Raw genomic sequence first — 26,579 nt, 5'->3', positions numbered from 1 at the left:
CTCGGCTCAGCGTTGCCCGGTGGCTTGGAAGACGTTGTGCATCAGCACCGCGGCGCCCTCGGTGTACCCGTTGATGAGGACCTTGCGCCCATCGCCGAGCTTGACGAGACAGCTGACGTCGCCGCCGAAAACCTTGGCGAGGGCGTTGGTCTTGCTGTGGTCGGTGACCGTGTCGATCACGTTCCACGGCACCACGGTGGTCGTCTTGCCCCAGGTGTGCACGAGTCCCGCTTCGTACAGGGTGAAGACCTCGCCCCGCCGCCGGACGGCCTGCCAGGCGCGTGACACACCCAGCAGTGCCAGCCCCAGCCCGCAGCCGATGATGATCCCGGGGAAGAACTGGTTGGCGCCACCCCTGCCCATCTCGCCGAGTGCGAAGAGGAAGGCCCCGAGGGCGGCGAGGGGGAGCCCGAGCACCATCGCGACCGCCGCCGTCAGCGCGCGGCGGCGATTGTTCGTTTCGTAGCGCTCGACGTAGGCGCCCAGTTCGGTCATGGCAGGACGCTAACGACGAACGCGGGGGACCGGTCCCTAGTCGCTGGACGCCTTCTCTTTCGTCGGCTTGTTGTACAGGCCGAGTGACTGGGCGAAGGTCGCTCCGCCGATCAGCAAGGCGATCGGCAAGGCCTTGACCCAAAACGCACCCGCGTCCAGGGAAACGAGTAACGCGATCAGCCCGCCCGCCAGGACGACCAGCACGAGCATGACCAGCAGCACGCGTAGTTTCGAGACCATTTGCCCTCCAGGAATTCCGCCGGAGGAGGAAGCTTCGCGAGGATGCCGATGCGCGGTGAGGTCATTTTTGCCGCTGGGATCACCGCCCTTGAGTGGGCTCGCTACGCTCGTCCATGAAGGAATTGGGACGTTGAATGTCCCAATTCCTTCATGGACGAACTCTGGACCGCCAGGCCGCACGTCCCTCTAATCCGCTCGCGACGACGGCGCCTACGGTCGCGGTCACCGAAGCGGCGAGCGCGTGATGTCCAGTGTGTACCAGGCGTCCTCGGTGAGGACGTGCACGACGGAGCCCTGACCGAACAAGGTCGACCGCGCGGGAAGCGGCTTCCCGCCCGGGAGAGTGAGCCGGTATTCGCCGGTGACGTGGACGCTGTCACCGCCGAGGCGAGCCAGGACGAGACGGTGCCGGTCAGGAGCGTAGCCACCGGCGAAGGCAACGGTGTCACCCGCGACGGCCAGTGCCGCGGCGCTGTGGACCTCGTTGGTCCAGGCCTTCACCACGCCGTCACGGATCCGCACGACTGAGAAGTCGGAGTAGTAGCAGACCCAGGCGGTTTCGCCGTCGAGGTTGAGCGCGTAGCAGTCGTCGATGGTGTCGAGACCCGCGTTGATCGCCGGGAATTCCCAGTCCCGTCGCAGTGCGGCGTCGTAGCGCACCAGGCCGGAGGCGCCGAGCGGCTCGGGCCCGTCGAAGCCCCAGCCGAAGTTGCCGTAGACGCCTTCGTCGGTGTAGCCGACCCAGATCCGGCCGCCGCGGGTGGTCACGACCTGCTGAATGCCGTCGCCGAGGGTCTCCTCGGCGAGGACGCGGCCCTCGGCGTCGTAGAGGACGGCGTTGCGGTCCGCGCCTTCCGGCCGCCATTCCGCGCGGGCGCCGACGACCAGGAGCTGTCCGTCCGGCATCGAGTGGACGCTGGGATGTGCCATCGGAAGTGCCGCGAATTCGGTCAGCAGCCGGGTTTCCGGGTCGTGCAGGGTCACCCGGGTGGCGACTGGCCGCGACGGGCGGGTGGTGGGGAAGCTCGCGCCGCCGGGGTCGGTGACCCGGCCGGCGATGGCGTCCACATCGGACTCGGCCGTCCACAGCGCGAGGAGTGCGTTGCCGGGCGTGATGGAGGCCGACAGCAGGACGTCACCGGAGACGGCCGGGATCAGCCGTCCCCGGGCCACGAGTTCCAGCTCCGTGCGGTGGCCGTTCCCGTCGTTCATGCCGTTCATCACAGCAGCCCGAAGCGGCGGGCGCCAACGAATTCACGCACAGGTGCGGGTGAACGTCGCGATGACGCCGGTGTAGTAGTACGAAACCGCGATCACGCCGTCGTCGGTGATCACGGGCTTCGCGAAGTCGCCATCGGGATCGGTGAGCAGGGTGCCGGTGAGGGTGCTCCCGTCCCAGACCCCGGCCGCGTACTGCTTGTCGGCGGTCCGGTAGGTGCCGGTGGTGAGCGTGCCCGCATCGACGGCGGTCTCCCTGGCGCGGACGTCCAGCCGCCGCACGATCCGCCCGGTGGTGTCCCAATCGACCGTCACGAACTTGCCGTTCTCGGAGATCTCGCCGGAGATGCGGCCGCCGCGGAAGGCGTTGACGTAGTCGGTCTTCAGCGCGAGCTTGGTCAGTGATCCGCCTGCCTCGCGCACGAAATAGGCGAGTTCGCTGCCTTCGGCGCGGATCAGGATCCGGCCTTGTTCGTCGATGTCGACCGGGCTCACGTAGGAGTAGACCGCCGGATCGGGGTTGATCCGCTGGACCGTGCCGGGTGCGGAAGCGGGCCACAGCATCAGGTCGAAGGAGTCCCCGATCCCCGAGGCCATCCCGACGATGTCGCCGGTGTCGTTGATCGCCTTGGCCCGCCCCATCCGGAGTCCCGGCGGCACCGGCAGCGTTTCGTACCGCCCGTTCCGGTATACGACGCCTCCGTCCGGGAACGAGTTGGCGTACGTGGTGCCGACCGCGACTCCCGACGAGTTGACGTCGTTCAGATCGGTCTGCTTGCCGCCCGCCGTCCCCAGGTTTTCGGCGACCCCGTTATGCCACCGGATACCGTCGGTGGTCGAGCCGCCGCCGACGAACCAGCCGCCGTTCGCGGCCCCGCTCACGCTGCCCGTGGTGCTTCCGGCGGGCAGCGGCAGGGTGCCCCGCACCCACGTGCAGCCGTCCGCCGCGGCCGCGGTGCCGGTGAAGCCGGTGCTCAGACCGGTGAAGGCCAGTGCGGCGGCCAGCAGGACCTTGGGTGTGCGCATCTCGTTTCCCCCTTGTGCGGAAAGAACTTCCGCCAAGTTAGGCGTGTCCGGCGCGGCGGGACTACGTCATATGACACACAACCGCGATCACCAGGCGGGGCGCGTGGACACCCCGCCGTCCACGGTCAGATCTTGCCCGGTGATCCACGCCGCGAGCGGCGAGGCGAGGAACAGGCAGGCGTTCGCGACGTCGGCGGGGGTGCCGAGCCTGCCCAGCGGCGCGGCCGCCCGCCAGCGGCCGACGCCGTCCGGCCAGTCCTCGCCGAGCCCCGGCCGGTCGATCAGGCCGGGGGAGACGGAGTTGACGCGGAGGCCGCGCGGCCCGTATTCGAGTGCGGCGGCGCGGGCATGCATGACCAGCGCGGCCTTGGCACTGCTGTAATGCGCGTGCCCCGGCGCGGGATGGGCTGCCTCGATCGAGGCGATGTGGACGACGCTGCCGCCGCCGGTCATCACTTCGGCCGCGGCCTGGGTGCAGGAGAAAGCGCTGGTCAAGTTCGTTGCGAGGACGGCGCGCCAGGCGTCGGCCGACATTCCCGGCAGTGGCTCGACCGGTTGCACCCCGGCGTTGTTGACCAGGGTGTCCAGCCGTCCGGACCAGGCCATGGTGGCGGCCACCAGCCCGCGGCATTCGCCGTCGTCGGACAGGTCGGCGGCGAACGCCTTCGCGGTGCCGCCGTCTTCCTCGATCCGCCCGACGACGGCGGAAGCCGAGGCGCTGTCACGGTGGTAGTGCACGGCGACGGCGCTGCCCGCTTCGGCGAACCGTAGCGCGATCCCTCGGCCGATGCCGCCGCTGGCCCCGGTGACGAGCGTGGTGGTGCCGGTCAGATCCAGCATCGAGGTCCTTTCAGACGAGACAAGGTGTCAGGGACTGTGTCCGTCAGCCGCGTCAGGAAGCGCCCGCGTGGCCGCGGTTCCGCAGCGCGAGCACGGCCGAAACGGCGACGAAGGCCAGGCCCGCGACGACGTAGCAGTTCCCCAGCCACTGCTGGGCCATCGTCCACGTCTGGCCCGGCCGGTCGAAGGCCGGGAAGTACCGGAACGGCGCCGCGACGAAGACCGTGGCGACGACGCCGGTGACAGCGACCCAGACGAGTGCCTTCCGTCGATGCAGGACGGCGCAGGCCGCGGTGGTGAACAGCGCCGGGGCGATCCACACCCAGTGGTGCGACCACGACGTCGGCGAGATGAGCAGGGCGAAAGCCGCGTTCAGCAGGAGCGCGGGTACCGCCGCCGACCGGTACATCGTCACGATCACCACCATCAACAGGACGCCGGTGAGGACGAGCCACAGTGGTTTCGCGGCGGCCTGGTCGACGCCGAATCGCGCCAGGACGGCTTGCAGGGTCTGGTTGGTGTGGAACGTGGTGCCGCTGATTCCCGATGCCCCGGCGAGTCCGCCGAACCAGTACCGGGCGGACGCCTCCGGGGCGACCAGGAACGCGACGGCCGAGGCGGCCGCGAAGCTGCCCAGCGCGGTCAGCGCGCCACGGAAGTCCTTGCGCACCAAGAAGAACAGCAGGAACGCCATCGGGGTCAGCTTGACGGCCGCGGCGAGGCCGACGCCGATGCCCCGGTAGCGGCCCCGCGCCAGCAGGCAGTCGGCGGCGACCATCCCCATCAGCAGCAGGTTGATCTGGCCGAAGCCGAGCGTCTGGCGGACCGGTTCCAGGAAAAGCGCCGGCGTGATCGCCAGCGAGGCGACGAGCAGTGCCTTCCGCCGGTCCCCGGACGGCCACAGCGTGCGGATGATCCCGTAGAAGGTGATCCCGAGCGCGGCAAGGCTGAGCACGAACAGCACGACGACCGCGCCGGTCCACGGCATCAGCGCCAGCGGGGTGAGCAGCAGCGCGGCGAACGGCGGATAGATGAACAGCAGCGGGATGCCCGCCTCGGAAAGCGGCAGGGCGCCGTAGAGGTCGTCGCCGTTCCAGAGCGCGTCGACGCCGAAGCGGTAGATCTCCAGGTCGCTGTGAGAACTGCCCGCTGTCAGCAAGGCAACGACGCAGGCCGTCGCCAGAGCGGCGAGTACGCCGAGCGACCACCAGGCTCGCCCACGCGACCGTGACGAGGCCGGGAACATCGCGTGAGTGACCCTTCGGCATACGGTGAGGTGATCGACTGTACAGGGCGGTCGGCGATTCGCGATCAGTCGCCCGCTCGTGTTCATCGCTCACGACAAGCGACTTCCGTCGGCAGCGACGGCACCACATATTGGTCTAGACTTTTTATCCCCAGTGTGGTGAAAGGGACCGGTCCATGCGTGGAACAACGGTGTTGCCCAGGACGCCTTGCCTGCCGCCGAAGGCAGGGGAATTGCCACTGCACCGGCTGGAGGTCCGCGCGCCGGACGCCCTGCCGTTCTCAGTCGGCACCTTCGACACGATCGGGCCGATGTCGCGGGCGGCTTTCCCGCACCGGCACACTTTCTACGAAATCGTGCACGTCACCGGCGGTACCGGTGACCACGTCATCGACTTCACGCGCTGGGAATTGGGACCGCCTCAACTCGCGGTCATAGCACCGGGGCAGGTGCATCATTGGGATGCCCGCGATCTCAAGGGATTCGTCGTCCTTTTCACCGACGACTTCCTGCTCGAACATCCGGCCGATCGCGAAACACTGCGGCGGCTGAGTCAGCAGCCTTGGCGGCTCGACGAACGCGCCGCGGAGGAGACGGCACGGCTGATCGCCGAATTGGACGAGGAATTCCGTTGTGGCGGGCAGGGTACCGATTCGGTGCTGCGTGCGCTGATGCACGTCCTGATCGTCCGCGCCGGACGGCTTCCGGGACTGGCGGACCCGCGCCCGCCCGCACGGGCACAGGCGGTGGGAACGGAATTCACCCGGCTGCTCGGCAGGCCCGACCTCGGTCTCTGGTCGGTGGGCGCGCTCGCCGAACGCATCGGCGTCACGCCGGGATATCTGACGGACGCGGTGAAAACGGCGACCGGCCGGACGGCGGCGCAGTTGATGCGTGAGGCGCGGACCCGTGAGGCGAAACGATTCCTGCTCGGCACGGATCTCACCGTCCGGCAGATCGCCAGCCGGGTGGGTTTCGCGGATCCGGCTTATTTCTGCCGGTTCTTCCGGCGGGAAACGGGGTTGAGCCCCGGCGATTACCGGCGGACGGGTGACGCCGCCCCGGAGATACACCACGACTGACCATGCCAGTCCATCGTCCGCAGCTGATCTTCTCCATACCGTCGAGGGTGATTCCCGAAGCCCCACGAGGAGCAGGTATGGACGAAGAGAAGACGCTCAGCCGAAAGACTGTGCTCAAGGCCGCCCTTGCCGTGGGTGTCGTGGCTCCCGTCGCCTTGATCGGCGGCCCCGCCCTCGCCCGCACCACCGTCGCGAGCGGCCAGACACCCGAGCTGACCCCGTCCTGTGACGACGGCGACGACCCGACCCCGGCGCAGACCGAAGGTCCTTACTTCAAGCCGAATTCCCCGGAACGCACTTCGCTCGTCACGCCGAACACCCAAGGCACGAGGCTCACCGTCTCCGGCTATGTCTTCGGTCTCGGCTGCCTGCCGATCGCACGGGCGCTGCTGGACTTCTGGCAGGCGGACGTCAACGGTGCCTACGACAACACGGGATACACGTTCCGCGGTCACCAGTACACCAACGACCAGGGCGCGTTCACGCTGAGCACGATCGTGCCCGGCCTGTACCCGGGCCGTACGCGGCATATCCACGTCAAGGTCCAGGCCCCCGGCGGACGGGTGCTGACCACGCAGCTCTACTTCCCCAACGAGCCGCGCAACAACACCGACTCGATCTTCGACCCTCGGCTGCTGATGACCGTGCGGGACGCGCCTCCCGGCAAACAGGGCGCGTACGACTTCGTGCTCAACGTGCCGCAGACGCCGACGTCGACATCCCGGCCGACCAGTACCCAGACAACGTCGAATCCGCCCTCCACCTCGACCTCCAACCCGCCGAGCGGGACGACCTGGGCGGCGGGAACCGGCTATTCCGCGGGCGCCCGGGTCACCTACAGCGGTAGCGGTTACGTGTGCTTGCAGGGGCACACCGCCCAGCCTGGCTGGGAGCCGCCGTCCACGCCCGCGTTGTGGCGCGCGGAGTGACGAACAACCGCTGCGGAGGGAGATAACGCGGGTGGATCCCGCCGCCGGAACCCACACTCCGGCGGCGGGGTCCACCCGCCCCTTTCGTGGTGGGGTTTTCCCCCGGTCAAGCCGGAGCCCTGCTACAGCGCGCCGCCGCCGATTCGCGGGCGATGATCGCCTTCGACATCGAGCGAAGGGGTGAACGGTATGACAGGGAACCGGAAACGACCGGGGAGACGGGGAGTGCTGGCGGCCGCGGTGGTCGTCACGGGGGCGATGCTCGCGCCGATGGCGAGCCCGGCTTTCGCGAGTACGGCTGACACGTCGGCGACCTGGCGCGACCCGGTGCGGTCGCTGGAACGGGCGGCGCATCCGTTGTTGTCGACCGAGCCCGGGCGGAACAACGCCGACCTGCGCGCACTGGGCGCGATGATCGGCGGTGCGAAGGTGGTCGGCCTCGGCGAGGCCACCCACGGCTCCCACGAGTTCTTCACGCTGAAGGAGCGGGTCTTCCGCTACCTCGTCGAAGAGAAGGGGTTCCGGGCCTTCGCGCTGGAGCTGAGCTGGTCGGCGGGCCTTGAGATCGACGAGTACGTCCAGACCGGCAAAGGCGACGCCCGCGAACTCGCGAAGCGGACGCTGACCGGTTCTCCTTGGGACCGCGAGGAGTTCGTCAGCCTCATCCGTTGGATGCGTGACTACAACCGGGCCCACCCCGGCCGCACCGTGCACTTCGTCGGCGACGACCTCGGCGCGCCTTCGGTGAACGACGCGTTCTTCGCCAGGATCACCGGCTACGTGCGGCAGCACCATCCGGCGGCGTTGCCGCGGCTGAACCAGCTTTACACCGGCCTTCGCCCGATCGACGACGCGTTCGCCTACCTTCGCAAGCCACTCGACGAGCGGCAGCGGCTCGCGGGTCAGGCGGAGCAGGCTTTCGAGCTGGTCAAGGGCCTGACCGGCGCGGACGCCCTCGACTGGACCGCGCAGCACGCCCGGTTCGTCGCGCAGACCGCCCGGTTCCTCGCCGTCGACCTCACGGATCCGAAGTCGCTGCCCGCTCACCAGATCCTGCGCGACGAGGCGATGGCGGCCAACGTCGCCTGGTGGCAGCGGCGGACCGGCCACAAGGTTTTGCTCTCCGCCCACAACGGCCACGTTTCCTACGTCAGTGACAACCCGGGCCTGTACCCGAAGACGCAGGGTGCCTTCCTGCGCGAGACGTTGGGCCGGGATTACCTGCCGGTCGGATTCAGCTTCGACCGGGGTTCCTTCCTGTCCAAGGACACCGCTGTCGGCGGGGAGTGGAAGCGGTTTTCCGTCCCGGCCGCGCCGCCCGGCTCGAACGAGGACACCCTCGACAAGGTCCGCTATGAGGACTTCTACCTCGACGTCCGCACCGCGCCGCCCGCCGCACGCGCCTGGCTGGACACTGCCCGGCCCACCCGCACCATCGGCACGCTGTTCCCCGTCGACCTCGCGGCCATCTCACTCGGGCGCTCCTACGACGTCGTCGTCCACCTGCATGACGTCCGCCAGACCGATCTGAGAAAATAGTGCCGCCGCGCCCGTTTAGGGGTGTTTAACCTGGTTTGCCTGGCGTGCCGCGGCGGATCTCGGTAGTAGTCGAAGGGACCGCTCTCGCGGCACCCAGTTCCAGTACCCAGCGGAGGAAAATCCCTGATGTTCAAACGGATGCTCAGCGCCTTCGGGGTCGGCGGCCCGTCCGTCGACACCGTGCTCGACTCGCCGCACGCGCTGCCTGGCGAGGTGATCACCGGTCAGGTCCGCGTCCAGGGCGGTTCGAGCGACGCCCAGATCGAGGAGATCCTGCTTTCGCTGGTGACCAGGGTCGAGGTCGAGCACGGCGATCACGAGCGCGCCGGGACCGCGGAGTTCCTGCGTGTAAGCGCCGGCCGCAAGGTGAAGGTCGCGGCGGGACAGCTGACCACGGTCCCGTTCCAGCTCGCGCTGCCGTGGGAGACGCCGATCAGCGCGGTCGGCGGGCGTGAGCTGCCGGGCATGGTCGTCGGCGTGCGGACCGAACTCGTCATCGCCGGTGCGCCGGACAAGGGCGACCTCGATCCGGTGCTGGTCGCGCCGCTCGAATCGCAGGACCGGGTGCTGGAGGCGTTCGGCGAGCTGGGCTTCCAGTTCCGCAGTGCCGACGTCGAAGCCGGGCGCCTGCACGGTGTCCGGCAGGAACTCGGGTTCTTCCAGGAGATCGAGTTCTTCCCGCCTTCGCGTTACGCCGGCCGCGTCAGCCAGGTGGAGCTGACCTTCGTCGCGAGCCCGGACGACCTGGTGGTGGTGCTGGAGGCCGACAAACGCGGCGGTATGTTCCGCTCCGGCGGCGACACCTTCGGCCGTTTCCACGTCTCGCACGAGGAGGCCCTCCGTACCGACTGGGCCGCGGCCATCGACGGCTGGCTGGCCAACGTCGCCCAGTCCGGCGGCGGGCACGCCATGTTCGGCGGGCACCAGGGGCACCAGGGACACCACCACGACTACGACCATCACGACGGTCATCACGGCAGGCGTGGCCCGGGGATGGGCGGCATGGTCGCCGGTGCCGCGGCCGGTGTGGTCGGCGGCATGATCCTCGGTGAGGTCGTGGGGGACATGTTCGACGGGGGCTCCGAGGAAGGCTTCGAGGAGTAGGCCGCGCTCGGTTTGTGAAGGCCTCCTTCCCTGCTTTGAGGATAGGGAAGGAGGCCTTCACAAGACTTCACCGATCGGCAGGGGTCAGGTGTACCAGGTGGGTTCGGGGAGTTCGTTCAGCAGGGCGTAGGCGCCGACCTCGCGCCGCTTGTACGCGACAGGGTCGTGGAGCGAATGCGTCCGCAGGTTCCGCCAGAAGCGGTCGAGGCCGTATTTCGTCGCGCTGGCACGGGCGCCGGTCAGCTCGAAGATCTTCGTGCCGATTTCGAGTCCGGTGTCGATCGCGCGTTGTTTGGCGGCGGCGATGAGGACCGCGACGTCGCCGCGTGCCTCGGGGGTGAGCTCCTCGCGCGGTGCGTGCAGCACCGCCGAAATCGCCACGCCTGCCTTGTCCACCAACGCTTCGGCGGCCCACAGCTTCGCCTGCAGATCGCCGTAGGCGTCGAGGATGTACCACTCCTCGGCCGCGGACGCCTTGTTGTCACCGCCGTACGGCCACGCGCGGGTGTGCTCGCGCGTGTACTCCAGCGCGGTTTCCAACGCGCCCTGGGCGATCCCGAGGTAGAAGTTGGTGAAGACGAGCTGGATCGCCGGCACGTTGAGCGTGTTGTACGTCAAGGGGTGGAACTTCTTGTCGACGTAGCCGGCGGCACTCGCCCACGGAACGCGTACGTCGGTGATGGTCACGCTGCCTGATTCGGTGAGCCGCTGGCCGATGTTGTCCCAGTCGTCGTGAAAGACAATACCGTCCTGTTTGGACGGTATGATGGCGAAGACGTGGTCTTCGGTGCCTTCGAGGATGCCTTCGAGTACGGTCAGATCGGAGACCTTGCTCCCGGTGGAAAACGACTTATGTCCATTGTAGACGAGTTCGTCGCCGTCTTCGGTGATCTTCAGATCCGAGTCGCGGGGATTGACCGCGCCGCCGAAGAAGAAGTTGTTCGCCGTGTACAACTCTTCGACGGCCGCGATCTGCCCGTCGGTCGCCACCAGCCGCGCGGCCCAGGCCCAGAGGTAGTGGTAGCCGAGCAACTGGCCGATCGAGCCGTCACCGCGGGCGATCTCGCGGGTCACCTGATAGGCGGTCTCCCAGCTCTGCCCACCACCACCGTGCTCGACAGGCCCGAGCAGTGTCACCAGCCCGGAATCCTTGAGCAGCTGGACTTCCCGGTACGGCGTTTCGTTCTTCCGGTCGCGCTCGGCCGCGTCCGCCGCGAGCTCGGCGGCGACGTCCTTCGCGGTGGCCAGCCATTCCGCGGCGGACCGGACCCGGTTCTCGGTCGTGGTCATGCTGAATTCCGTTCTGTGTGAGGGCGAACGGGTATTCCGGGCAGGGCGAAGCGCCCGGAATACCCGGGAAGTCGAAAGGCTTTCAGGCCGTACAGAAGCAGCCCGCGACGCGGACGAGGTCCACGTGGCGGCGACGGGTCAAGCGGATGCCGTCCATGCGTCCGAGTAGAGCAGTGGCGTTACTGGGTGTCAACGAACGTCCGCGCTCTGAGACCGGGGTAATCTCCGGGAGTGCCGGACCACGTTGACCACATTCTGCGCCAGTGGGCGAAAGCCCGCCCCGACCTGGACGTCTCCCCGATGGGGTGATCGGGCGGCTGAGCAGGCTCGCCCGGATCCTGGACGGCGAACTGCGCAAGACGTTCGCCCGGCACGACCTCGACCGCTCCTCCTTCGACGTCCTGGCCACCCTCCGCCGCTCCGGAACCCTGACGCCCGCCGACCTCATGCCTTCGGCGATGATCACCTCCGGCGCGGTCACCCAGCGGCTCGACCGGCTCGAGGAACGCGGTCTGGTGGTCCGGGCACCGGACGAGACGAACGGCCGCCGGGTACTCGTCGACCTCACCGAGAAGGGCCTCGACCTCATCGACCGGGCCCTGCCCGACCACGTCGAGACCGAGCATCGCCTCCTGGGCGCGGTCAGCGCCGGGGAACGGGACGAACTGGCCGCCCTGCTGCGGAACCTGTTGCAGTCACTGGGAGACGTCGCCGAGGGCGACTGAGCCCTCCGCCGGGCGGCAAGAAGGCGCTGTCCGCGTCCATGAAGGATTTGGGACGTTGAGTGTCCCAGATCCTTCATGGACAAGCCCGAGACCAGCTGAACGCCACCGAATCCTCGCGCGAAGACGCACCTCGGCGGCCGGGTTTCCCGGCACCACAGGGGTTTCTTCGTCATGCCCGCGAATCGAGAGAGAAGCCACGCGGCAGTTCGAGGATCCGGTCGTGGATGTTCGCCTGCCGTGCCGCACGGATGACGTCGTCGAGACTCGCCCGCGGGACGGCGAGCGCGATGTTGTCCGCCACCGACGCACGCAGCAGCCGGACGTCCTGGAAGACGAAGGAGACCGTCCGGTAGAGCTCACGGCTGCCGAGTTCCCGCAGATCGACGCCGCCCAGCCGGACGGAACCGCTTGCCGGGTCGAAGAACCGGGGCAGCAAGTTGACCAAAGTGGACTTTCCGCTGCCGGACGGTCCGACGATCGCGGTGACCGTCCCCGGCTCCAGCACCAGATCGATCCCACGCAGGACCTCGTGTTCGGCGTCGTAGCTGAAGCGGACGTCCTGGAGTTCCATGCGATGGCCCTGCGGTGCGACGGGATGCGAGGGCTCCGGCAGCGACGGCACCCCGAGCACGTCCCGGATCCGGCCGACCGCGCGGCGAGCGGCCCGCACTTCGTCGAAGCCATGCCCGAGTGCCGCGACGGGAGCGGTCAACCCCAGCCCCAGCAACAGGAACGGCAACAGGTCCGCCGGGGCGAGGCTCCCGCCGGTGCTCAGGACCGTGCCGCCGATCAGCACGACAGCCAGTACGAACGGCGGGGACAGCGCCGGCTGCATCCCGGCCGCGGGTCCCGCCATCCCCCGCACCCACTGGTTGAAGGTGCCGACGAAGGCGTCCGCGGCGGTGAGGAACCGGCGGTGCGCCCGCCCGGCGCCGCCGAAAGCCTTGACCACGGCGATGCCCTGCACGAATTCCACGACCGAGGTCGAGATCTCCGCCATGCCCTGGTCGAACTCGGCCTGCTCACGCAGCCGGGACGGCGTCATCATCAGCGGCACCAGCGCCACCGCCAGCACCACCGGGATCAACGTGATCAGGGTGAGCCGCCAGTCGATGGTGAAAAGGTAGCCCAGCGACACCAGCGGGACGACGAACGCGGAGACCAGCTCGCCGGGGGTGTGGGCGATGAACGGGTGCACGGCGCCGACGTCTTCACCCACCACCTTGGCGAGCTCACCGGTCCGGCGCCGGGAGAACCAGCCGATCGGCACCTGGCCGAGCCGTTCGGCCAGCAGACGGCGGAACGCCAGCTGGACCCGGCCGTCGAGCAGATGCCCGATCCCGGACGACGCGGCGGTGAGCAGCAGCCGGACGAACATCCCGGACGCACCCACGACGACGGCGGTCCAGACCCGGCCGTCGTCGACCGGGCCTGGTGCGAGCAGCGTCCGGCCCACTTCGACGACGGCCAGCAGCGGCGCCAACCCCGAGAGGGCGCCGATGACCTGGAGGACGACGACAGCGGCGAAGCTCCCGGCGTACGGGCGCAGCAGCCGGGGCAGCGTGGGTGCGGTGGTCGTCGTCATTCGGCCAGCGCGCGGCGCAGGACGCCGCCCAGCTCGGCGATCTGCCGGTGTGAAACCTCGGCCGAAAGGATCGCCTGTGACCCGTGGAAGGTGCCGGGCCACTGGTGCAGCTCGACCGAAACACCCGCCTGCATGAGGCGGACCGCGTACTCGATGTCCTCGTCGCGGTTGGGACACAACTCCGCGGAGGCCACGTAGGCGGGCGGTAGCCCGGTCAGATCGGTGGCCAGCGCGGCAGCGGCGTACGGGGAGGTCGCGGGCCGCCCGCCCAGGTAGTGCCCCCACATCGAGGAGATCTTGTCGCGGTTCACCCAGGGCGTGTCGGTGAAGTTCACCGCCGACCAAGTCTCCTGCCGGTCGTCGAGACTCGGCTGGTTGAGCAGCTGGAACCGGATGGGCGGCCCCTGCTCGTCGCGTGCCCGCAACGCCACCGCCGCCGCGAGACCGCCGCCGGCACTGTGCCCGCCGATCGCGATCCGGTCCGGGGTGACACCGAGCTCCGCCGCGTGCCCGGCCGTCCAGTTCAGCACGGTGTAGACGTCGTCGAACGCGGCCGGGAACGGGTTTTCGGGCGCCAGCCGGTAATTCACCGAGATCACCACCGCGCCGGACCCTTCGGCGATGCGGGCCGCCCATGGATGCTCGGTGTCCAGGTTACCCATGACGTAGCCGCCGCCGTGCAGCCAGACGATGGCGCCTTGCGCGTCGCGTGGCCGGTAGACGCGGATCGCGACGTCCGGGTCGCCGGGCACGATCCGATCCTCGACGTCCATGCCCGACGTGTCCGGTTGCGGGATCGAGGTAGCCAGCTTGGCGAAGCTTTCGCGGTCGACGGCCGGGTCGGTGAGGGTGGCGGGTGGGAAGAGGGCGACGAAGGCTTCCAGTTCGGGATCCATGACGCAATCCTTCCGGCACTCGCCGCCGGGGTCGTCCGCCGGTCGTCGCGCGTTCGGGCCACCGCACGCGACGATCGCCGCGTACGCTCGCGCTCATGGAGGCATTGGCCGCTCGGTTGTCGCATCTCGATCCGGACGTCGAGGGCGTCATCCGTGTCGTGATGTTCTACGACACCCTGATGCGGCGGCGGGTCGATCTCCCCGCGCTCGCCCGCGCCTCGGCGGGACTGGCGGAATGCGTGGCCGGGATCCGGCTCCACGGCACGGGACGGACGATCCGCATGGCACCCGACGGCCGGGAAGCGGCCGCTCCGCCCGCGCCCGCGTCCACCACGGTGGCGATCACCCTCGACGAGGAGGAAGTCGGCGCGGTGTGGCTGGAACGCGACGGCGCTCCCGGCTCACTCGACGAAGCGGTGCTGGACAGGCTCGCCATCGCCGCGGCCACCGTCGTCGAGCGGTACGGCCCCGCCCGCGTCACCATGGCCGACCCGGCGCTGGTCGAACTCGTGATCAGCCGCACCAGCGACGACGCCGCGCGGAACCGGGCGCTGCGGCTGCTGGGTTTCCCCGCGGACCTGCCAATCCACGTCGTCGCCGTGCGATCGTCGCTGCCACTGGACAAGATCGGCGGCTTGGTCTGCCCGGCCCGCCCGGTCAAGGCCGCCCCGCTCGCGGACGTGGGTGTCATCCTGGCCACCACGGTGGATCCGGCCCGGTTGCCTGCCGGGGTGCGGGCGGGTATCGGCGCCGCGTCCTGCCCGAACCGGTCATGGGAGGACGCCAGAACCGCACTCCGGTTCACCACCGGACGTCAGCCGGTCATCCACTACGGCGAACTGGGCGCGCTGGCGCTGCTGGCGCGGGTCCCGGCGGAAGACACGCGGATCAACCCCGACGTCGTCGCGATCGCGGGCCTCGCCGGGGAGCCGGAAGACCTGCGCACCCTGGACGCCTATTGCGCCACGGGTTCCGTACGCCAGGCGGCCGATTCCCTGCACCTGCACCACAGCAGCGTCGCGCGCAGGCTCACGCTGATCGGGAAGAGCCTGGGCATCGAGTTGAACGAGACGGCCGGGCTGACGCGGGCAAGGCTCGCCCTCACCGCATGGCGGCTTCTCGACGACTGAGCGGCTCCGTGCCGGGTGAGGAAATAACCGGCACAGGAAAAGCGGGACCTCTTTGTCAATTGACACTCAACGGGCGGGCGATTGACGCGATAATGTGGCGGTCGGCGTCGATGGCAGGCGCTGTGGATTCGGGGCAGTGGACCTTGGGAGGGGGCCAGTGGCGCAACCGACGCAGGCTCTCGACCGCACGATCGTCGTGGTGGACGTCGTGGGCTTCACCGCCCCGGACCGGATCCTTCCCGACCGGCTCGCCGTGCGCCAAGGCATGTACGAGGTGCTCAAGACCGCGTTCGCCGAAAGCGCCGTCGACTTCGATTCCTGTGCGCGGGAGGACCGCGGTGACGGCGCCCTCATCCTGTTGCCACCCGGTACGACCAAAAGCCTGGTCGCCGATCGCCTGCCGGATCGCATCGCGGTCGCACTCCGCCGCTACAACTGGACGAGGACTTCGCAGGCGCAGATCCGGTTGCGGGTCAGCCTGAACTCTGGCGAGGTGCTGAACGACGGCAACGGCTGGGTCGGCGAGGCGGTCGACACCGCGTTCCGCATTCTGGACGCGCCATGGGCGAAGGAGGCTTTCGCCGAATCCGGCCGCATGATCGCGTTCATCTCGTCCGAGCGGTTCTTCGACGACGTCATCGCGCCGGATCCGGGACTGTTGCCGGAGTTGTACAGTCCGATACCGGTTTCGGTGAAGACGTTCACCGGAACGGCTTATCTGCGGTTGCACGGCGAACTCACCGCGGCCGTTGCGAAGACACCCGTTCCCCGGCCGGAGCCGCACGACGATCCGCCGCTTCCCGAGCTGACCAGCGACGTCCTGGATTTGATACCCCGCAAGGATCTCGCGGGCCTGCATCGACGGCTGACCCGGATGGAGGTCCCCCATCTGGCGGTCATGATGAGCCGGGCACTCGGCCCGGCGATCCCGCTGCCGAGGCTGGACGGGGTGACCGACGCCTGGAGTGCCTTTCACCTGCTCACCGATTTCAACGCCGGCCCGGACGGGATCCCGCCCGCGGTCACGTTTTTGCGGCTGCTGGCCGAGAACGCCGGCGGGGAGGCGGGCGCCATGATCACCGACTGGATCGGCGACCAGGCCCGCACCCTGCGGCTCGGTCCCGCACTCGGGCATCAGCGGAGGAGCAGGCCGCCGATTCCGGACCGCCCCCATTTGCATTTGACGATCATGCTCGAACCGGTTTCCGCCGATCCGACGCGATGCACTCTCGCATTCTGGCGTCAGGATGACCCGGAAGTGTGGCCGCCCGCGCTCGGCGATGTGCGGGAAATCGGAATAGACGAGGTCGAGTTCAGGGTGGACGACGTCATACTGGAGACTGAGGACGTCTGGTCCGGCCAGAGTGTGTCCGCGTCGGTGGAATTCCTGCTGCCGAGGACCTTGATCAATTTGCCCGTGCAGCGCTGGGCCAAGGAACATGGGACAGGCCAGCCCCAACCACTGCGGTACGGGTACCGGCTCGGGATAAGGTCACTGGAGAGGATGCGGGCGAGGCGTTGGCATCGCGCATGGAACGTTCGCTGGGACTCGATGGTGAAGGACCCTTCCGCCGATCGGCTGCACTATTCCGGGTACGCGGAGTTCGAGGATCACCCGATCGACGCAATATTGAGCGACGAGCATTGGGTCGGGCTGGTGCTGGCGAAACCGCCGACGCCGCAGGCTGGACCGGGTCCCGATCCGGACGAGCTGACGAGCGCCATCCGCAGCGGGCTGCCGGTCGTACTCTGGCATCCGGACGCCGAGCCCGAAAAGCTGCGCGAGTTGCTCGACTGGGTATTGGCGGCGGAGACCGGCTTTATCGAACTACCGGATCGTCGCAAACTGGCGAATTCGGGTGCGGCGGGAACGTTCAAGAATTCTCTGGCTCACGATCTGGTGGTAATGTGGGACGACCCGAAACGGGTAATTGTTCTCGACCAGCCGTTGATCCCGACTCGACCGTAAGGGGATACCGCGGATGAGCGTGAACGACCAGGACGTGACGGCGGACGGGCGTACGCCGCATTCCGATGCACCCGATTGGTGGATATACCGCGGTACCGGGCGGCCGATCCACGACATCGACCTCGCACAGTTACTGCCCGCGCCGCCACCCTGGCGCGCTTATCGCGGTGACGCGCCACCGGAGCTCGACGTGCCGCCCCCGGACGACGGGGAGTCCGAGCGCCGTCTCGGTACCGCTTTCACGCTTTCCGAGCAGGATATCGACGTCAACGAGCTGAATATGGTGAACGCGGCGCTCTATCTGCGGCGTCCGTTGCTGGTCACCGGGAATCCGGGGACGGGGAAGTCGAGCCTCGCTTACCGGATCGCGCGTGAGCTCGGCCTTGGCCGGGTGCTGCGCTGGGGGATCACCAGTCACACCGAGCTGAGTTCCGGTCTGTACGGCTATGACGCGATCGGCCGGGTGCAGGCCGCGGCGACGAGTCAGGCGCGAACCGGTGGTGAGGCGGAGGAACCGCCGATCGGTGATTTCGTCCGGCTCGGCCCGTTGGGTACGGCGTTCCTGCCCTGCAGGTTGCCCCGGGTGCTCTTGATCGACGAGCTCGATAAGTCCGAAGCCGATTTGCCCAATGATCTCCTGTCGATTTTCGAAGACGGCGAGTTCTCCGTCGAGGAACTGGCGCGGGCGCGCAACCGGCATCCCGAGGTCACCGTGCACACCGCCGACCCGCAGCGCACCGCCGTCGTCCGTGACGGCCGGATCGCTTGTCACGCCTTCCCGATCATCGTGATGACCAGCAACGGAGAGCGGGAGTTCCCGCCCGCGTTCCTGCGCCGGTGCCTGCAACTGAGGATCGAGAACCCGGATCACGAACAGCTCGCCGCCATCGTGGCCGGTCATCTGGTGGGGCAGAACGGTGAGGACCGGGACACGCTCATCCGCGAATTCGCCGAACGCAGCAAAGCGGAAGGCGGTCTGCCGACAGACCGGCTGCTCGATGCCGTGTATCTGGCGACTTCGGGGGCATACCAGCCGGATCAGGAGGCATGGCCACGGCTGGTGGACGCTCTTTGGCAACGACTGACGGTGCGGTGACATGGGTGGGCCGGGCGGTGCACCCGACTCGCGCTCCGTCCCGGCGGCGGAGCGGCGGGCCACCGACTTTCCCAAGGGTGGCAAGAGGTTCGAGTTCGAGGATCTGAACTGGACCGATGTCGCCGACATCGTCTGGCTGGCCGCGGCGATCGCTCCCAAGAACGCCGCTCCCGGGGACACCGCCGAACCGGCTCCCGCCGAGGAACCGGAGAAGGCGGCCGAGGACGGCGTGCGGATTCGCAACGTGCCTTCGGAACGGCCCGACGTCCCGCCGCCGGCCGAGCAGCGCCGGTCATCGGGGCCCGGTGTTCCGTCGCCGGGACAGCCGGGACAGCCGGGACAGGGGGAGGAGCGGGCCGTCGAGATCGGCGCCGTCCCCGGGGTGCTGCCCGAACCCGCCGTCGACGGTATGGGTGCGGGCGGAGCAGCGCTTCCCGAAGCGTTGGACTACTTCCGCGCCTTGAGAACGGTGAAACGCGAGACGACTTCACGGCGACACAAGAATGTGGTCCTTGATGTCGAGGCCACCGCGGTCCGAGCGGCGGAAACCGGGCAGTGGTGGCCGGTCACCCGATCGAAAAAAGAGCGCTGGCTTGACCTGACGCTCGTGCTCGACAATGGCCCGTCGATGGCGTTGTGGCGTCCCCGCGTGTCCGCGTTTGTCGAATTACTCGGGCAAGTGGGTGCTTTCCGAACCATTCAGGTCCGTCTGTTGGAAACCGCTAAGGACAATGGCCAGGATGGCCTCGTTCTCCGCGGTGGCACACCCGGCGCACCCGCCCGCGATCCCGGCGAGATCCTGGACCCGTCCGGACGGCGCGCGGTCTTGCTGCTGACCGACGGGGTCGGTGACGCGTGGCAGAAGAAGGAAGCGTTGTACCCGATACTGGCGCGCTGGGGCGCCGCGATGCCGGTCAGCATCGTGCATCTGCTGCCGCAGTGGCTTTGGGGAAGATGCGGGATGAGCCCGCACAAAGCCCTGTTGCGGGTCCCGAACGCGTTGGCCCCCAACGACAGGTGGGCGTTCGGCCTGACCGACGCCTGGCTCGAACCCGGCTCCGCGGTACCTGCCGGGACCGTGCCGGTGCCGGTGCTCGAACTGCGCCCGCGGTCGCTCGCGTGGTGGGCAAGGTTGATGACCGGTGAAAACGCGAAGGCCACCGAAGGCACGGTCGTGCTCACCACCGACCGGCCCGTGCGGGCCGAACCCGCTGACCCGCCGGTAACTTTGTCACCCGCCGAAAGAGTGCACAGATTCCGCAGTGTCGCTTCGCCACCGGCGCTACGCTTGGCACAGTTGCTCGCGGCGGTACCGGTCCGTCTCGACGTGGCGAAGCTGGTGGGACAACGGTTCGTGCCGGAAGCGCGGCTGGAGCACCTCCTCGAACTTCTGCTTTCGGGGATCATGTACGCTCCCGGACTCAGGGAAGGGAAGTCCACTTGGGACACAGGTGGGGTCTTCGCTTTTCCCGAGGCAGTCCGGGAATTGTTGCTCAGCGGCGCGCGGCGTTCGGAAACGGCCAGTGTCGTACGGGCGGCGGCCACCCATTTCGGTGGACGGATTCCGCTGCTCGGTCACCTCCGAGACGCCATTGCCGACCCGCACAACACGCCGGATCCGGTGCTCACCCTCGAGTCGTCGGCCGACGTGGAACTGGAAAGTGCCGTCATGCGCGCGCTTTCCGGACCTTACCTGTCCCGGGCCGATCGGCTGCGGAACGTGGTACAGGACCAAGACCCCGTCGTACCCCACTCTGGATCAATCAAGACTGTGAGTTCCAAGATGCCTGAGACGGCCGAACGTCCCACCGAATCAACTTCGGCGACGGAGGGACGCACGCGCTATCTCAGTGAGCCCGAAGTGAACGAGCCGACCACCAGGATCGTCCACCCCTCGGCGTCGGGCAGTACCCGGAGTTTCCCGGCACGTCAACCGGAAGACCCGCCTTTGGTGTTCGGCAACGTGCCGCCGCGCAACCCCAACTTCACCGGCCGTGACGAACTGCTCGACCAGCTGACCAAACGGCTGAACAGCGGTACCACCGCCGTACTTCCGTCCGCGCTCCACGGCCTCGGTGGTATCGGCAAGACGCAAATGGCCACGGAGTACATCTATCGACATCTCCAGGACTACGACCTGGTTTGGTGGATCGACGCCGCGCACACCACGCAGATCCGCGCCGGGCTGACCGAACTCGCCGGTATTCTCGGCATCCAGGGTGCGTCCGAAGCGAATATCGCGGTGCCCGCGGTGATCGAGGCACTGCGCACCGGCCGCCCGTTCCGCCGCTGGCTCCTGGTCTTCGACGCCGCGGAAAGCCCGGACGCCGTCCTGCCGTTCTTCCCGCGCAACGGCCCCGGGGAAATCCTGGTCACCTCGCGGAACTCGGACTGGGCCGGGATCGCGCGGCCGCTCGAACTGGCGGTGTTCAAACGCGAGGAGAGCGTCGAACTACTCGGCCGTCGCGGCCCGGAAATCGCCCCGGAGGACGCCGACGAACTCGCCGAGAAGCTCGGGGACCTGCCGCTGGCCGTCGAGCAGGCGGCCGCCTGGCGTGCGGTGACCGGAATGCCGGTGCAGGAGTACTTGCGCCTGTTCGACGAGTCGGTCGAGGAAATCCTCGACACCGCCTCCGCCCCCGACTACGAAGTCTCCGTCGCCGCGGCCTGGAACGTCTCGTTCGAGGAGCTGAAGACCCGCAACCCGGCGGCGCACCAGATCCTGCACATTTGTGCTTTCTTTTCCCCTGAGCCGATTTCGCGTGATCTGCTCACCGGGGTCAGCCGGGTGTCCATCTCGCCGGAGCTCGACGCGGCCCTGCGCGAACCGATCAAACTGGCACGCGCCATCCGTGACATCAACCGGTACGGCCTCGCCAAGATCGACCACGGCAACAACACGCTCCAGCTGCACCGGCTGGTCCAGCTGGTACTGCGCAACCGGGTGATGGCCCGCCAGGTGCACGCGCGGATGCAGCACGGCGCGCACCAGCTGCTCGCCGCACTCGATCCGAACGACCCCGAGTCGAGCAGGCACTGGTCCCGGTACCGCGAACTGCTGCCGCACGTCTACGCGGCGAACGTACTCGACTGCGACGACGACTGGCCGCGTCAGCTCCACATCAACCTGATGCGTTACCTGTTCGAGTACGGCGACCACGAAGAGGCGGCCCGGCTCGGTCTCGCCGCGCGGAAGCGGCTCACCGAAACCCTCGGCCCCACGCATCCGCAGACACTCGAAGTCTCGTCGAGGCTGGGGCTCTACCTGTGGGCGATCGGCCGGTACGCCGAAGCCGCGGAGCTCAACCAGCGCACACTCGCGTTGCGTCTTCAGGTTTCCGGTGAAGAGAACGAAGAGACTTTCGCGCTCCAGCGGAACATCACGATCGACCTTCGCGCCCAGGGCGATTTCGCCGCGGCGGGCAAACTGAGCGAGGAGATCTACCACAAGGCCAAACGCATGTTCGGCGAGGACGACCCGGAGACACTCAACGCCGCGTACCAGCACGCGATCAGTCTCCGGCTGTCCGGTGCCTACCGGGCCGCCGCGGAACTGGACCAGGAAACCCTTCGACGGCGTATCGAGGTCCTCGGCCGCGACCACGTCCGCACTTTCGGCGTCAACAGCGCGCTGATCTCGGATCTGCGTGAGGCGGGCGAGTACGGGCAGGCCCGCGTCCAGCAGGAGCGGCTCACGGAGAACTTCCACGCTCGCTTCGGCCAGGATCAGGTGGACTCCGTGGCCAACAACTTCATGCTGGCCGTGGCCAGGCGGAAAGACGGCGACCACCCCGGCGCGATCGTCCTTTCGACGGAAGCGCTGAAGAGGTTCAGGCTCGCCTACGGTGACGACCACAGCACCACGATGGCCTGCGCCCTCGCGCACTCGATCGATCTCCGTCACTCGGGTGACCTCAACGCCGCGAAGAAGCTCGGAGAGCAGACCTTCGAGCGTTACCGGAGCGGTCTCGGTGAGCACCACCCGCACACGTTGGCGGCGAGTGCCGACCTCGCGTTGACGTTGCGCTTCCAAGGGGACGTCGCGGCCGCACGCGCGCTTGACGAGCGAGCCCTCGAGTACTTCCGCGCCAGCGTCGGTCCGGACCACCCCTACGCCGTGATCGTCACGGTCAACCTGGCGAGCGAACTTTCCCTGTCGGGCGAACTCGACAGGGCGATCGAGCTGGGCCGCGACGCGGTCGAGCGCGGCCGTCAGGTACTCGGGGAGGACCACCCGACCACCCTGGCCGCCTCGTTCAACCTGGGGCTGGATCTCGCCGCCGCCGGTCGTACCGAGGAAGCCGCTCCGTTCCAGGAGCCGATCCTGGTCAAGTACCGCCGAGTCCTCGGCGAAGCCCACCCGGGAACCCAGGAGACGGTCCGCGGCGATCGTGCCAACTGCGACATCGACCCCATGCTGATGTAAGTGCCCTGAGCCAAACTTCGCACTCGCGTGCCTGAACCCCGATCTCGCGTGCTTGAAGCGGGCACTCGCGTGCTTGAAGCGGGATCATGCGTGCCTGAACTGCGCACACGCGTGTGCGCCGTTCAGGCACGCATGTGGGAAGTTTAAGCACGCGTGTGCGAAGTTCAGGCACGCGTGTGCGAAGTTTGAGCACGGGGTGGGGTCAGCCGGGGACGACCTGCCCGATCCACGCCGCGAGCCGTTCCACGGCCGGTGGTGGCGAGTCGAGGGTGCGTAGTTGCCGATGGACCGCGCGGACGAGTTCGGGACAGTGCAGCAGGGCACGGGCGGCCGGATGCGGGCCTCGCGCGGAGAGTGCGAGGCCGAGCCCGACCAGGGAAGCCGGCTGGTCCGGGTCGTTGGCCAGTTCCGCGCGGTAGCCCTCGATCGCCTCGGGGAAATCGCCTCGGGTGTAAGCGAAATCGGCGTCGGTGGCTCCTGGGATGTCCGGGTTTCGCCCTATGCCCGCGTCGCGGATGGCGAGCCGGATGAGGTCGGTCCTGGCGTGGGACCAAATGCCGTCCGGGACCGGTGTCGGCGGCAGGTCCGTCGGGTGCAGGGTGACGGGTGGTTTGGCGCGTCCGTGCAGCCACGCGTCCACGACTTCGCCGACCACCGACGGTTTCGGGCGCAGGTGGCGGGCACGCCAGCCGGCGAAATGGTCCTGGGCGACGGCCGCGGCCAGGTCGTTCGCCTCCGCCGGGACGGCCTCGTCCTGCCAGGGGCCGAGACGTTCGGCGATACCTTCGACGAACCGGCGTCCGGCGGTGGTCAGCGTCGCGTCCGTGCGCAGTTGTTGCAGGGTGCGCCAGGTCTGCCTGCGCCAATAGGCGAACTCGAAGGCCGAGCGCCGGAGCATCACGCCTTCCCCGGCGAGTGCCCGCCAGAAGGCCGTGACCCCGAAAAAGGCGTAAACCCCTTGCAGTGCACCGCTCAAGGGGCGTGGGTCGTCCCGCCAGGCGACGTAGATCCGTTCGCTGGGATCCGGTTCGTAGAGTTCGACCAGGTGCAGCAACCCGCCGAGCACGATGTGCTGGAATTCGTGGATCAGGGTGTCCGCGAGTGCCGCGCCGTCGGTCGGCAAACCGACCACGGCACTTCCGAAGGCTTCCCCGGTCGACGCGCTTTTGTTACCGAAGCGCATTCGTGGTTCGGGTACCAGGGAGGCCAGCCCCACCGGCATGATCCGGGCGAGTTCGGGGACATGGGCGGCGATCAGGCGGCAGGCGTCGTCGATCAGCCGTTGCCAGTCGGCGAAAACCTTGCCGGGCAAGCGTTCCGGTGGGATCGGCTCGTAGAGGCCGCGGTAGGGATCGAGGTCATCCAGCCACAGGGTGAACCGGTGTGCCCCGACCTGACTGCGCACCCGCCGGATCTCCTGCCATCCCGGGCCGTCCGAGCCGGACGAGATCGGTAACCATACGGTCTTTTCGCCATGGGAGACGGAGTAGCGGCCGCCGGCGCCGCGCACGGTGGCCAGGGAAAACGGTGCGGTGGCGGGAAATCTGGCCATGCCGAGGGAAGGAAGTACGGCGTTGCCTTGCCATACCGGGATTTCGGTCTCGAACTCCAATTCCGCCCGGATCGCCGCGGCCGCCGCGATCGCGTGCGCGTGCCCCAGATGCATCCACAGTGGACTGACGCCGTCCATCGAATCGCGCAGCAGGCGGGTCGTGTACCCCGCCCAGCTTCCGGTGTACGGATTGGTGAGGATCCGGTTCACCGCTCTCGGTGTTCTGGCTTCGGCTCGCGCCAGTAGCTCCCAAACCGACTCCAGCGGTGGCAGCGGCCCGAGTTTGTCCGGGGTTTTCGCCGCTTCGATCAGCAACGCGTGGATCAGCAGTTTGCGACGGCTCCGCTCCGCCCGGCGTAGGCGGCGCGCCATGTCTTCGTCGCCCTGCAGCCGCGCCAGTGCGTCGAAGTCCCGCCATGGCAAGCGGTGGAAGGCGCGCCGTTCGTCGGCGGACGGCGGCATCAGTCGATCCGCTCGCCGCCAGGGGGGTTGGCGCTCCGGTAGCGCGCGCGGACGTGTCTGGTCCGTTCGACGACGTGGTGCGCCGAATGGCGGAAGGCCTCATCGTCCAGGCCCCGTAACGCGGTCAACGGGATCCCGTCGAGATCGATCAACGCGGACTCGATGTCCGGTTCCGTGCTTGCCGAGAATGAACTCATCGTGCCGATTCCCTCCACCCCGTGAAACGGTTGCGAGAGTTGGAACTTGACAAGGATAGCCGAGATTTCCCGACCGATCAGTCTCTATCGTCCGGTGGCGGTCGTCCGGCGGCCAGTTCGCGGAGCGCGTTAGGCCGGGTGATGGTGACTCGCTGGCGGGCGGTGCGCACCACGCCCAGCCGCCGGAGTTCGTCGAGGCCCCGGATCAGTGTACTGCGGGAAACGCGTGCGAAGCCCGCCAGTTCTCCCTGGTTGAAATGGAGATCGACGTGTTTTCCGTCGGTCCAGTCGAGGACGTGCTGGAGCGCGAGTTCCAGGAGTACCGCGGCCAGTCGTTGCGGGAAGTCGGGGCCGCCGGATTCCAGGCGGAGGCGGTCGGACTGCTGGAGGCGGATCGCCGCGGTGCGAAAGATCTCCTCGGCGATCCGCGGCCGGGCACGCAGCACGCCGAGGAATTTGTCCCTCGGCACGATGAGGGTGTGCACCTCGTCGATCGCCGACATCGTCGCGGAACGGGGGAGGCCGCTGATCGGGGCCAGCTCGCCGACGATCTCCGCCGGGCCGCGGGCGGCGAGCGGCGCGTCCTCACCGCGGTAGTTGGTGGCGCTGATCTTCACCCAGCCGCGCAGGACGACGAACATGCTGGTGGGCGGACTGCCCTGGAGGGCGAGGATCTGGCCCGGCTGCCACACCTTCAGATGCCCGGCGCTCCGTAGAGAGGCCTGCTCGGACGGCGTCAGCCTGCGCCAGGTCCCGAGTCCCCCTTTTTCACCGGCGGAAGGCCCGGTCATCCAGGCTCTCCGGTTTCGCGGGACCCAGTTCGGCCCCGTGTTCCATATGACGCATCGCGCGCTCCCCCGACTCGTCAACATGGTCAGTGGGCAAACAACCCGGAAGTTCCGAACCGCGACCTGTAATTGTGCCAGGCAGAGGGTGACTTCACCAGGCTTCGAGCCGGTGACGGGGGAGGATGTCATGAGAAGTGCGGAAAGTGTTTTGAGACGGCCGGAGAACGAGGGGCCGGATCCGCGAACGCCCAAATCCTTCGGGAGGCGGCCTGCCTCCTTCGCGCCGCATCCGCCGCTGATGTCCGGCGGGTGGTACCAGGGAGACGACCACGAGGTTCTCGGTCCCGGTCGCTACGCGGTTCCCCGGCCTCCGGCCAAATCCGCCAAGGCGGCGTTGCTGTGGACCCTTTTCGCGGGCCCGCTGGGGCTTTGTTACGTCTCGCCCGTCGGCGGCCTGATCGCGTCGGCGGTCTCGGTCACGGCGATCACCGTCGCGGGTGCCTGGCTGGTGGCCGTGCTCTGGCCGGTCGCCATGGTGCTCGCCCTGATCGCCCTGCCGGGGCATGCCGAGGACGGGAAGTAGTCACAAGGACCCGATGAGCTTCGGGCGGTTCGCCGCGATGGGGCTCATCGTGGGCGGGGTGGTGCCGGCGAGGGTGACCGCTTGAGTCGAGTGTCATGAAAGGGTCTTTCAGGACAAAAAATGTCTTGAAAGACCCGTTAATTACAAGTAAGTGGGCAGGC

23 protein-coding genes are annotated in these 26,579 nt (G+C 68.2%); 10 read left to right on the top strand and 13 right to left on the bottom strand.

Annotated elements, in window-relative coordinates; genetic code table 11:
• Positions 1-6: 6 nt before the first annotated feature.
• From AB0M65_RS25830 to AB0M65_RS25805, 6 genes are all read right to left on the bottom strand, one after another.
• Positions 7-495 (bottom strand): hypothetical protein, encoded by a 489-nt coding sequence (locus tag AB0M65_RS25830; protein WP_364032473.1) that lies wholly within the window; start codon positions 493-495, stop codon positions 7-9.
• A 36-nt stretch (positions 496-531) separates the two neighbouring features.
• The gene (locus tag AB0M65_RS25825; RefSeq protein ID WP_364032471.1) at positions 532-735 is read right to left on the bottom strand and encodes a hypothetical protein; all 204 of its coding nucleotides are present in this window, start codon (positions 733-735) and stop codon (positions 532-534) included.
• Positions 736-957: 222 nt separating this feature from the next.
• Positions 958-1,947, bottom strand: coding sequence for a hypothetical protein (locus AB0M65_RS25820; protein WP_364032469.1), 990 nt, complete (start codon positions 1,945-1,947; stop codon positions 958-960).
• A gap of 42 nt (positions 1,948-1,989) precedes the next feature.
• Positions 1,990-2,979 (bottom strand): hypothetical protein, encoded by a 990-nt coding sequence (locus tag AB0M65_RS25815; protein ID WP_364032467.1) that lies wholly within the window; start codon positions 2,977-2,979, stop codon positions 1,990-1,992.
• Positions 2,980-3,066: 87 nt separating this feature from the next.
• On the bottom strand, positions 3,067-3,819 hold the full coding sequence (locus tag AB0M65_RS25810) for an SDR family NAD(P)-dependent oxidoreductase (protein WP_364032465.1): 753 nt from the start codon (positions 3,817-3,819) through the stop codon (positions 3,067-3,069).
• Between the two features lie 52 nt (positions 3,820-3,871).
• On the bottom strand, positions 3,872-5,065 hold the full coding sequence (locus AB0M65_RS25805) for a glycosyltransferase 87 family protein (RefSeq protein WP_364032463.1): 1,194 nt from the start codon (positions 5,063-5,065) through the stop codon (positions 3,872-3,874).
• 176 nt (positions 5,066-5,241) lie between these two features.
• Here AB0M65_RS25805 and AB0M65_RS25800 point away from each other — a divergent pair, with 176 nt between their 5' ends.
• The 4 genes from AB0M65_RS25800 (at position 5,242) to AB0M65_RS25785 (ending at position 9,719) form a co-directional block, all read left to right on the top strand.
• Positions 5,242-6,147, top strand: a complete 906-nt coding sequence (locus tag AB0M65_RS25800) for an AraC family transcriptional regulator (protein WP_364032460.1) — start codon at positions 5,242-5,244, stop codon at positions 6,145-6,147.
• A 77-nt stretch (positions 6,148-6,224) separates the two neighbouring features.
• Entirely contained in the window at positions 6,225-7,076 is an 852-nt protein-coding gene (locus AB0M65_RS25795; RefSeq protein ID WP_364032457.1) for a carbohydrate-binding protein, read from the top strand.
• Between the two features lie 189 nt (positions 7,077-7,265).
• Positions 7,266-8,615 carry an erythromycin esterase family protein gene (locus AB0M65_RS25790; RefSeq protein WP_364032454.1) on the top strand — a complete coding sequence of 450 codons (1,350 nt, stop codon included), beginning with the start codon at positions 7,266-7,268 and terminating at the stop codon, positions 8,613-8,615.
• Between the two features lie 126 nt (positions 8,616-8,741).
• On the top strand, positions 8,742-9,719 hold the full coding sequence (locus tag AB0M65_RS25785) for a sporulation protein (RefSeq protein WP_364032451.1): 978 nt from the start codon (positions 8,742-8,744) through the stop codon (positions 9,717-9,719).
• 84 nt (positions 9,720-9,803) lie between these two features.
• Here AB0M65_RS25785 and AB0M65_RS25780 read toward each other — a convergent pair whose 3' ends face one another.
• Both AB0M65_RS25780 and AB0M65_RS25775 read right to left on the bottom strand, forming a co-directional pair.
• Positions 9,804-11,009 carry an acyl-CoA dehydrogenase family protein gene (locus tag AB0M65_RS25780; protein WP_364032448.1) on the bottom strand — a complete coding sequence of 402 codons (1,206 nt, stop codon included), beginning with the start codon at positions 11,007-11,009 and terminating at the stop codon, positions 9,804-9,806.
• 82 nt (positions 11,010-11,091) lie between these two features.
• The gene (locus tag AB0M65_RS25775) at positions 11,092-11,166 is read right to left on the bottom strand and encodes a putative leader peptide (protein WP_364032489.1); all 75 of its coding nucleotides are present in this window, start codon (positions 11,164-11,166) and stop codon (positions 11,092-11,094) included.
• Positions 11,167-11,272: 106 nt separating this feature from the next.
• On the opposite strand from AB0M65_RS25775, the gene AB0M65_RS25770 reads away from it, so the two are divergent.
• Positions 11,273-11,734, top strand: coding sequence for a MarR family transcriptional regulator (locus AB0M65_RS25770; protein WP_364032445.1), 462 nt, complete (start codon positions 11,273-11,275; stop codon positions 11,732-11,734).
• A 169-nt stretch (positions 11,735-11,903) separates the two neighbouring features.
• On the opposite strand, the gene AB0M65_RS25765 is transcribed toward AB0M65_RS25770, so the two are convergent.
• Together AB0M65_RS25765 and AB0M65_RS25760 are read right to left on the bottom strand one after the other, a co-directional pair.
• A complete protein-coding gene (locus AB0M65_RS25765; RefSeq protein ID WP_364032442.1) occupies positions 11,904-13,319 on the bottom strand; it encodes an ABC transporter ATP-binding protein in 1,416 nt (471 codons plus the stop codon).
• On the bottom strand, positions 13,316-14,215 hold the full coding sequence (locus tag AB0M65_RS25760; protein ID WP_364032439.1) for an alpha/beta hydrolase: 900 nt from the start codon (positions 14,213-14,215) through the stop codon (positions 13,316-13,318). The genes AB0M65_RS25765 and AB0M65_RS25760 overlap by 4 nt, the downstream gene beginning before the upstream one ends.
• Positions 14,216-14,310: 95 nt before the next feature.
• Between AB0M65_RS25760 and AB0M65_RS25755 the strand changes: the two genes are divergently transcribed.
• The 4 genes from AB0M65_RS25755 (at position 14,311) to fxsT (ending at position 22,836) form a co-directional block, all read left to right on the top strand.
• On the top strand, positions 14,311-15,345 hold the full coding sequence (locus tag AB0M65_RS25755; RefSeq protein WP_364032436.1) for a helix-turn-helix domain-containing protein: 1,035 nt from the start codon (positions 14,311-14,313) through the stop codon (positions 15,343-15,345).
• A 157-nt stretch (positions 15,346-15,502) separates the two neighbouring features.
• Complete coding sequence (locus AB0M65_RS25750; RefSeq protein WP_364032433.1) at positions 15,503-17,314, top strand: hypothetical protein; 1,812 nt, start codon at positions 15,503-15,505, stop codon at positions 17,312-17,314.
• Positions 17,315-17,327: 13 nt separating this feature from the next.
• Complete coding sequence (locus AB0M65_RS25745; protein ID WP_364032430.1) at positions 17,328-18,410, top strand: MoxR family ATPase; 1,083 nt, start codon at positions 17,328-17,330, stop codon at positions 18,408-18,410.
• Between the two features lies 1 nt (position 18,411).
• The gene (fxsT, locus tag AB0M65_RS25740; RefSeq protein WP_364032427.1) at positions 18,412-22,836 is read left to right on the top strand and encodes an FxSxx-COOH system tetratricopeptide repeat protein; all 4,425 of its coding nucleotides are present in this window, start codon (positions 18,412-18,414) and stop codon (positions 22,834-22,836) included.
• A gap of 202 nt (positions 22,837-23,038) precedes the next feature.
• On the opposite strand, the gene AB0M65_RS25735 is transcribed toward fxsT, so the two are convergent.
• The 3 genes from AB0M65_RS25735 to AB0M65_RS25725 all read right to left on the bottom strand — a co-directional run bounded on the left by AB0M65_RS25735 (position 23,039) and on the right by AB0M65_RS25725 (position 25,838).
• Positions 23,039-24,850, bottom strand: coding sequence for an HEXXH motif-containing putative peptide modification protein (locus AB0M65_RS25735; RefSeq protein WP_364032424.1), 1,812 nt, complete (start codon positions 24,848-24,850; stop codon positions 23,039-23,041).
• Positions 24,850-25,047, bottom strand: coding sequence for a hypothetical protein (locus AB0M65_RS25730; RefSeq protein ID WP_364032421.1), 198 nt, complete (start codon positions 25,045-25,047; stop codon positions 24,850-24,852). The genes AB0M65_RS25735 and AB0M65_RS25730 overlap by 1 nt, the downstream gene beginning before the upstream one ends.
• 77 nt (positions 25,048-25,124) lie before the next feature.
• Positions 25,125-25,838: a Crp/Fnr family transcriptional regulator gene (locus tag AB0M65_RS25725; RefSeq protein ID WP_364032418.1), complete on the bottom strand. Its 714-nt coding sequence runs from the start codon at positions 25,836-25,838 to the stop codon at positions 25,125-25,127.
• A 184-nt stretch (positions 25,839-26,022) separates the two neighbouring features.
• On the opposite strand from AB0M65_RS25725, the gene AB0M65_RS25720 reads away from it, so the two are divergent.
• Positions 26,023-26,418 carry a hypothetical protein gene (locus AB0M65_RS25720; RefSeq protein ID WP_364032416.1) on the top strand — a complete coding sequence of 132 codons (396 nt, stop codon included), beginning with the start codon at positions 26,023-26,025 and terminating at the stop codon, positions 26,416-26,418.
• Positions 26,419-26,579 lie beyond the last annotated feature (161 nt).

It is taken from the genome of Amycolatopsis sp. NPDC051071 (genome assembly GCF_040682875.1).
Classification (GTDB): domain Bacteria; phylum Actinomycetota; class Actinomycetes; order Mycobacteriales; family Pseudonocardiaceae; genus Amycolatopsis.
This window is presented reverse-complemented; position numbering and strand designations above follow the sequence as displayed.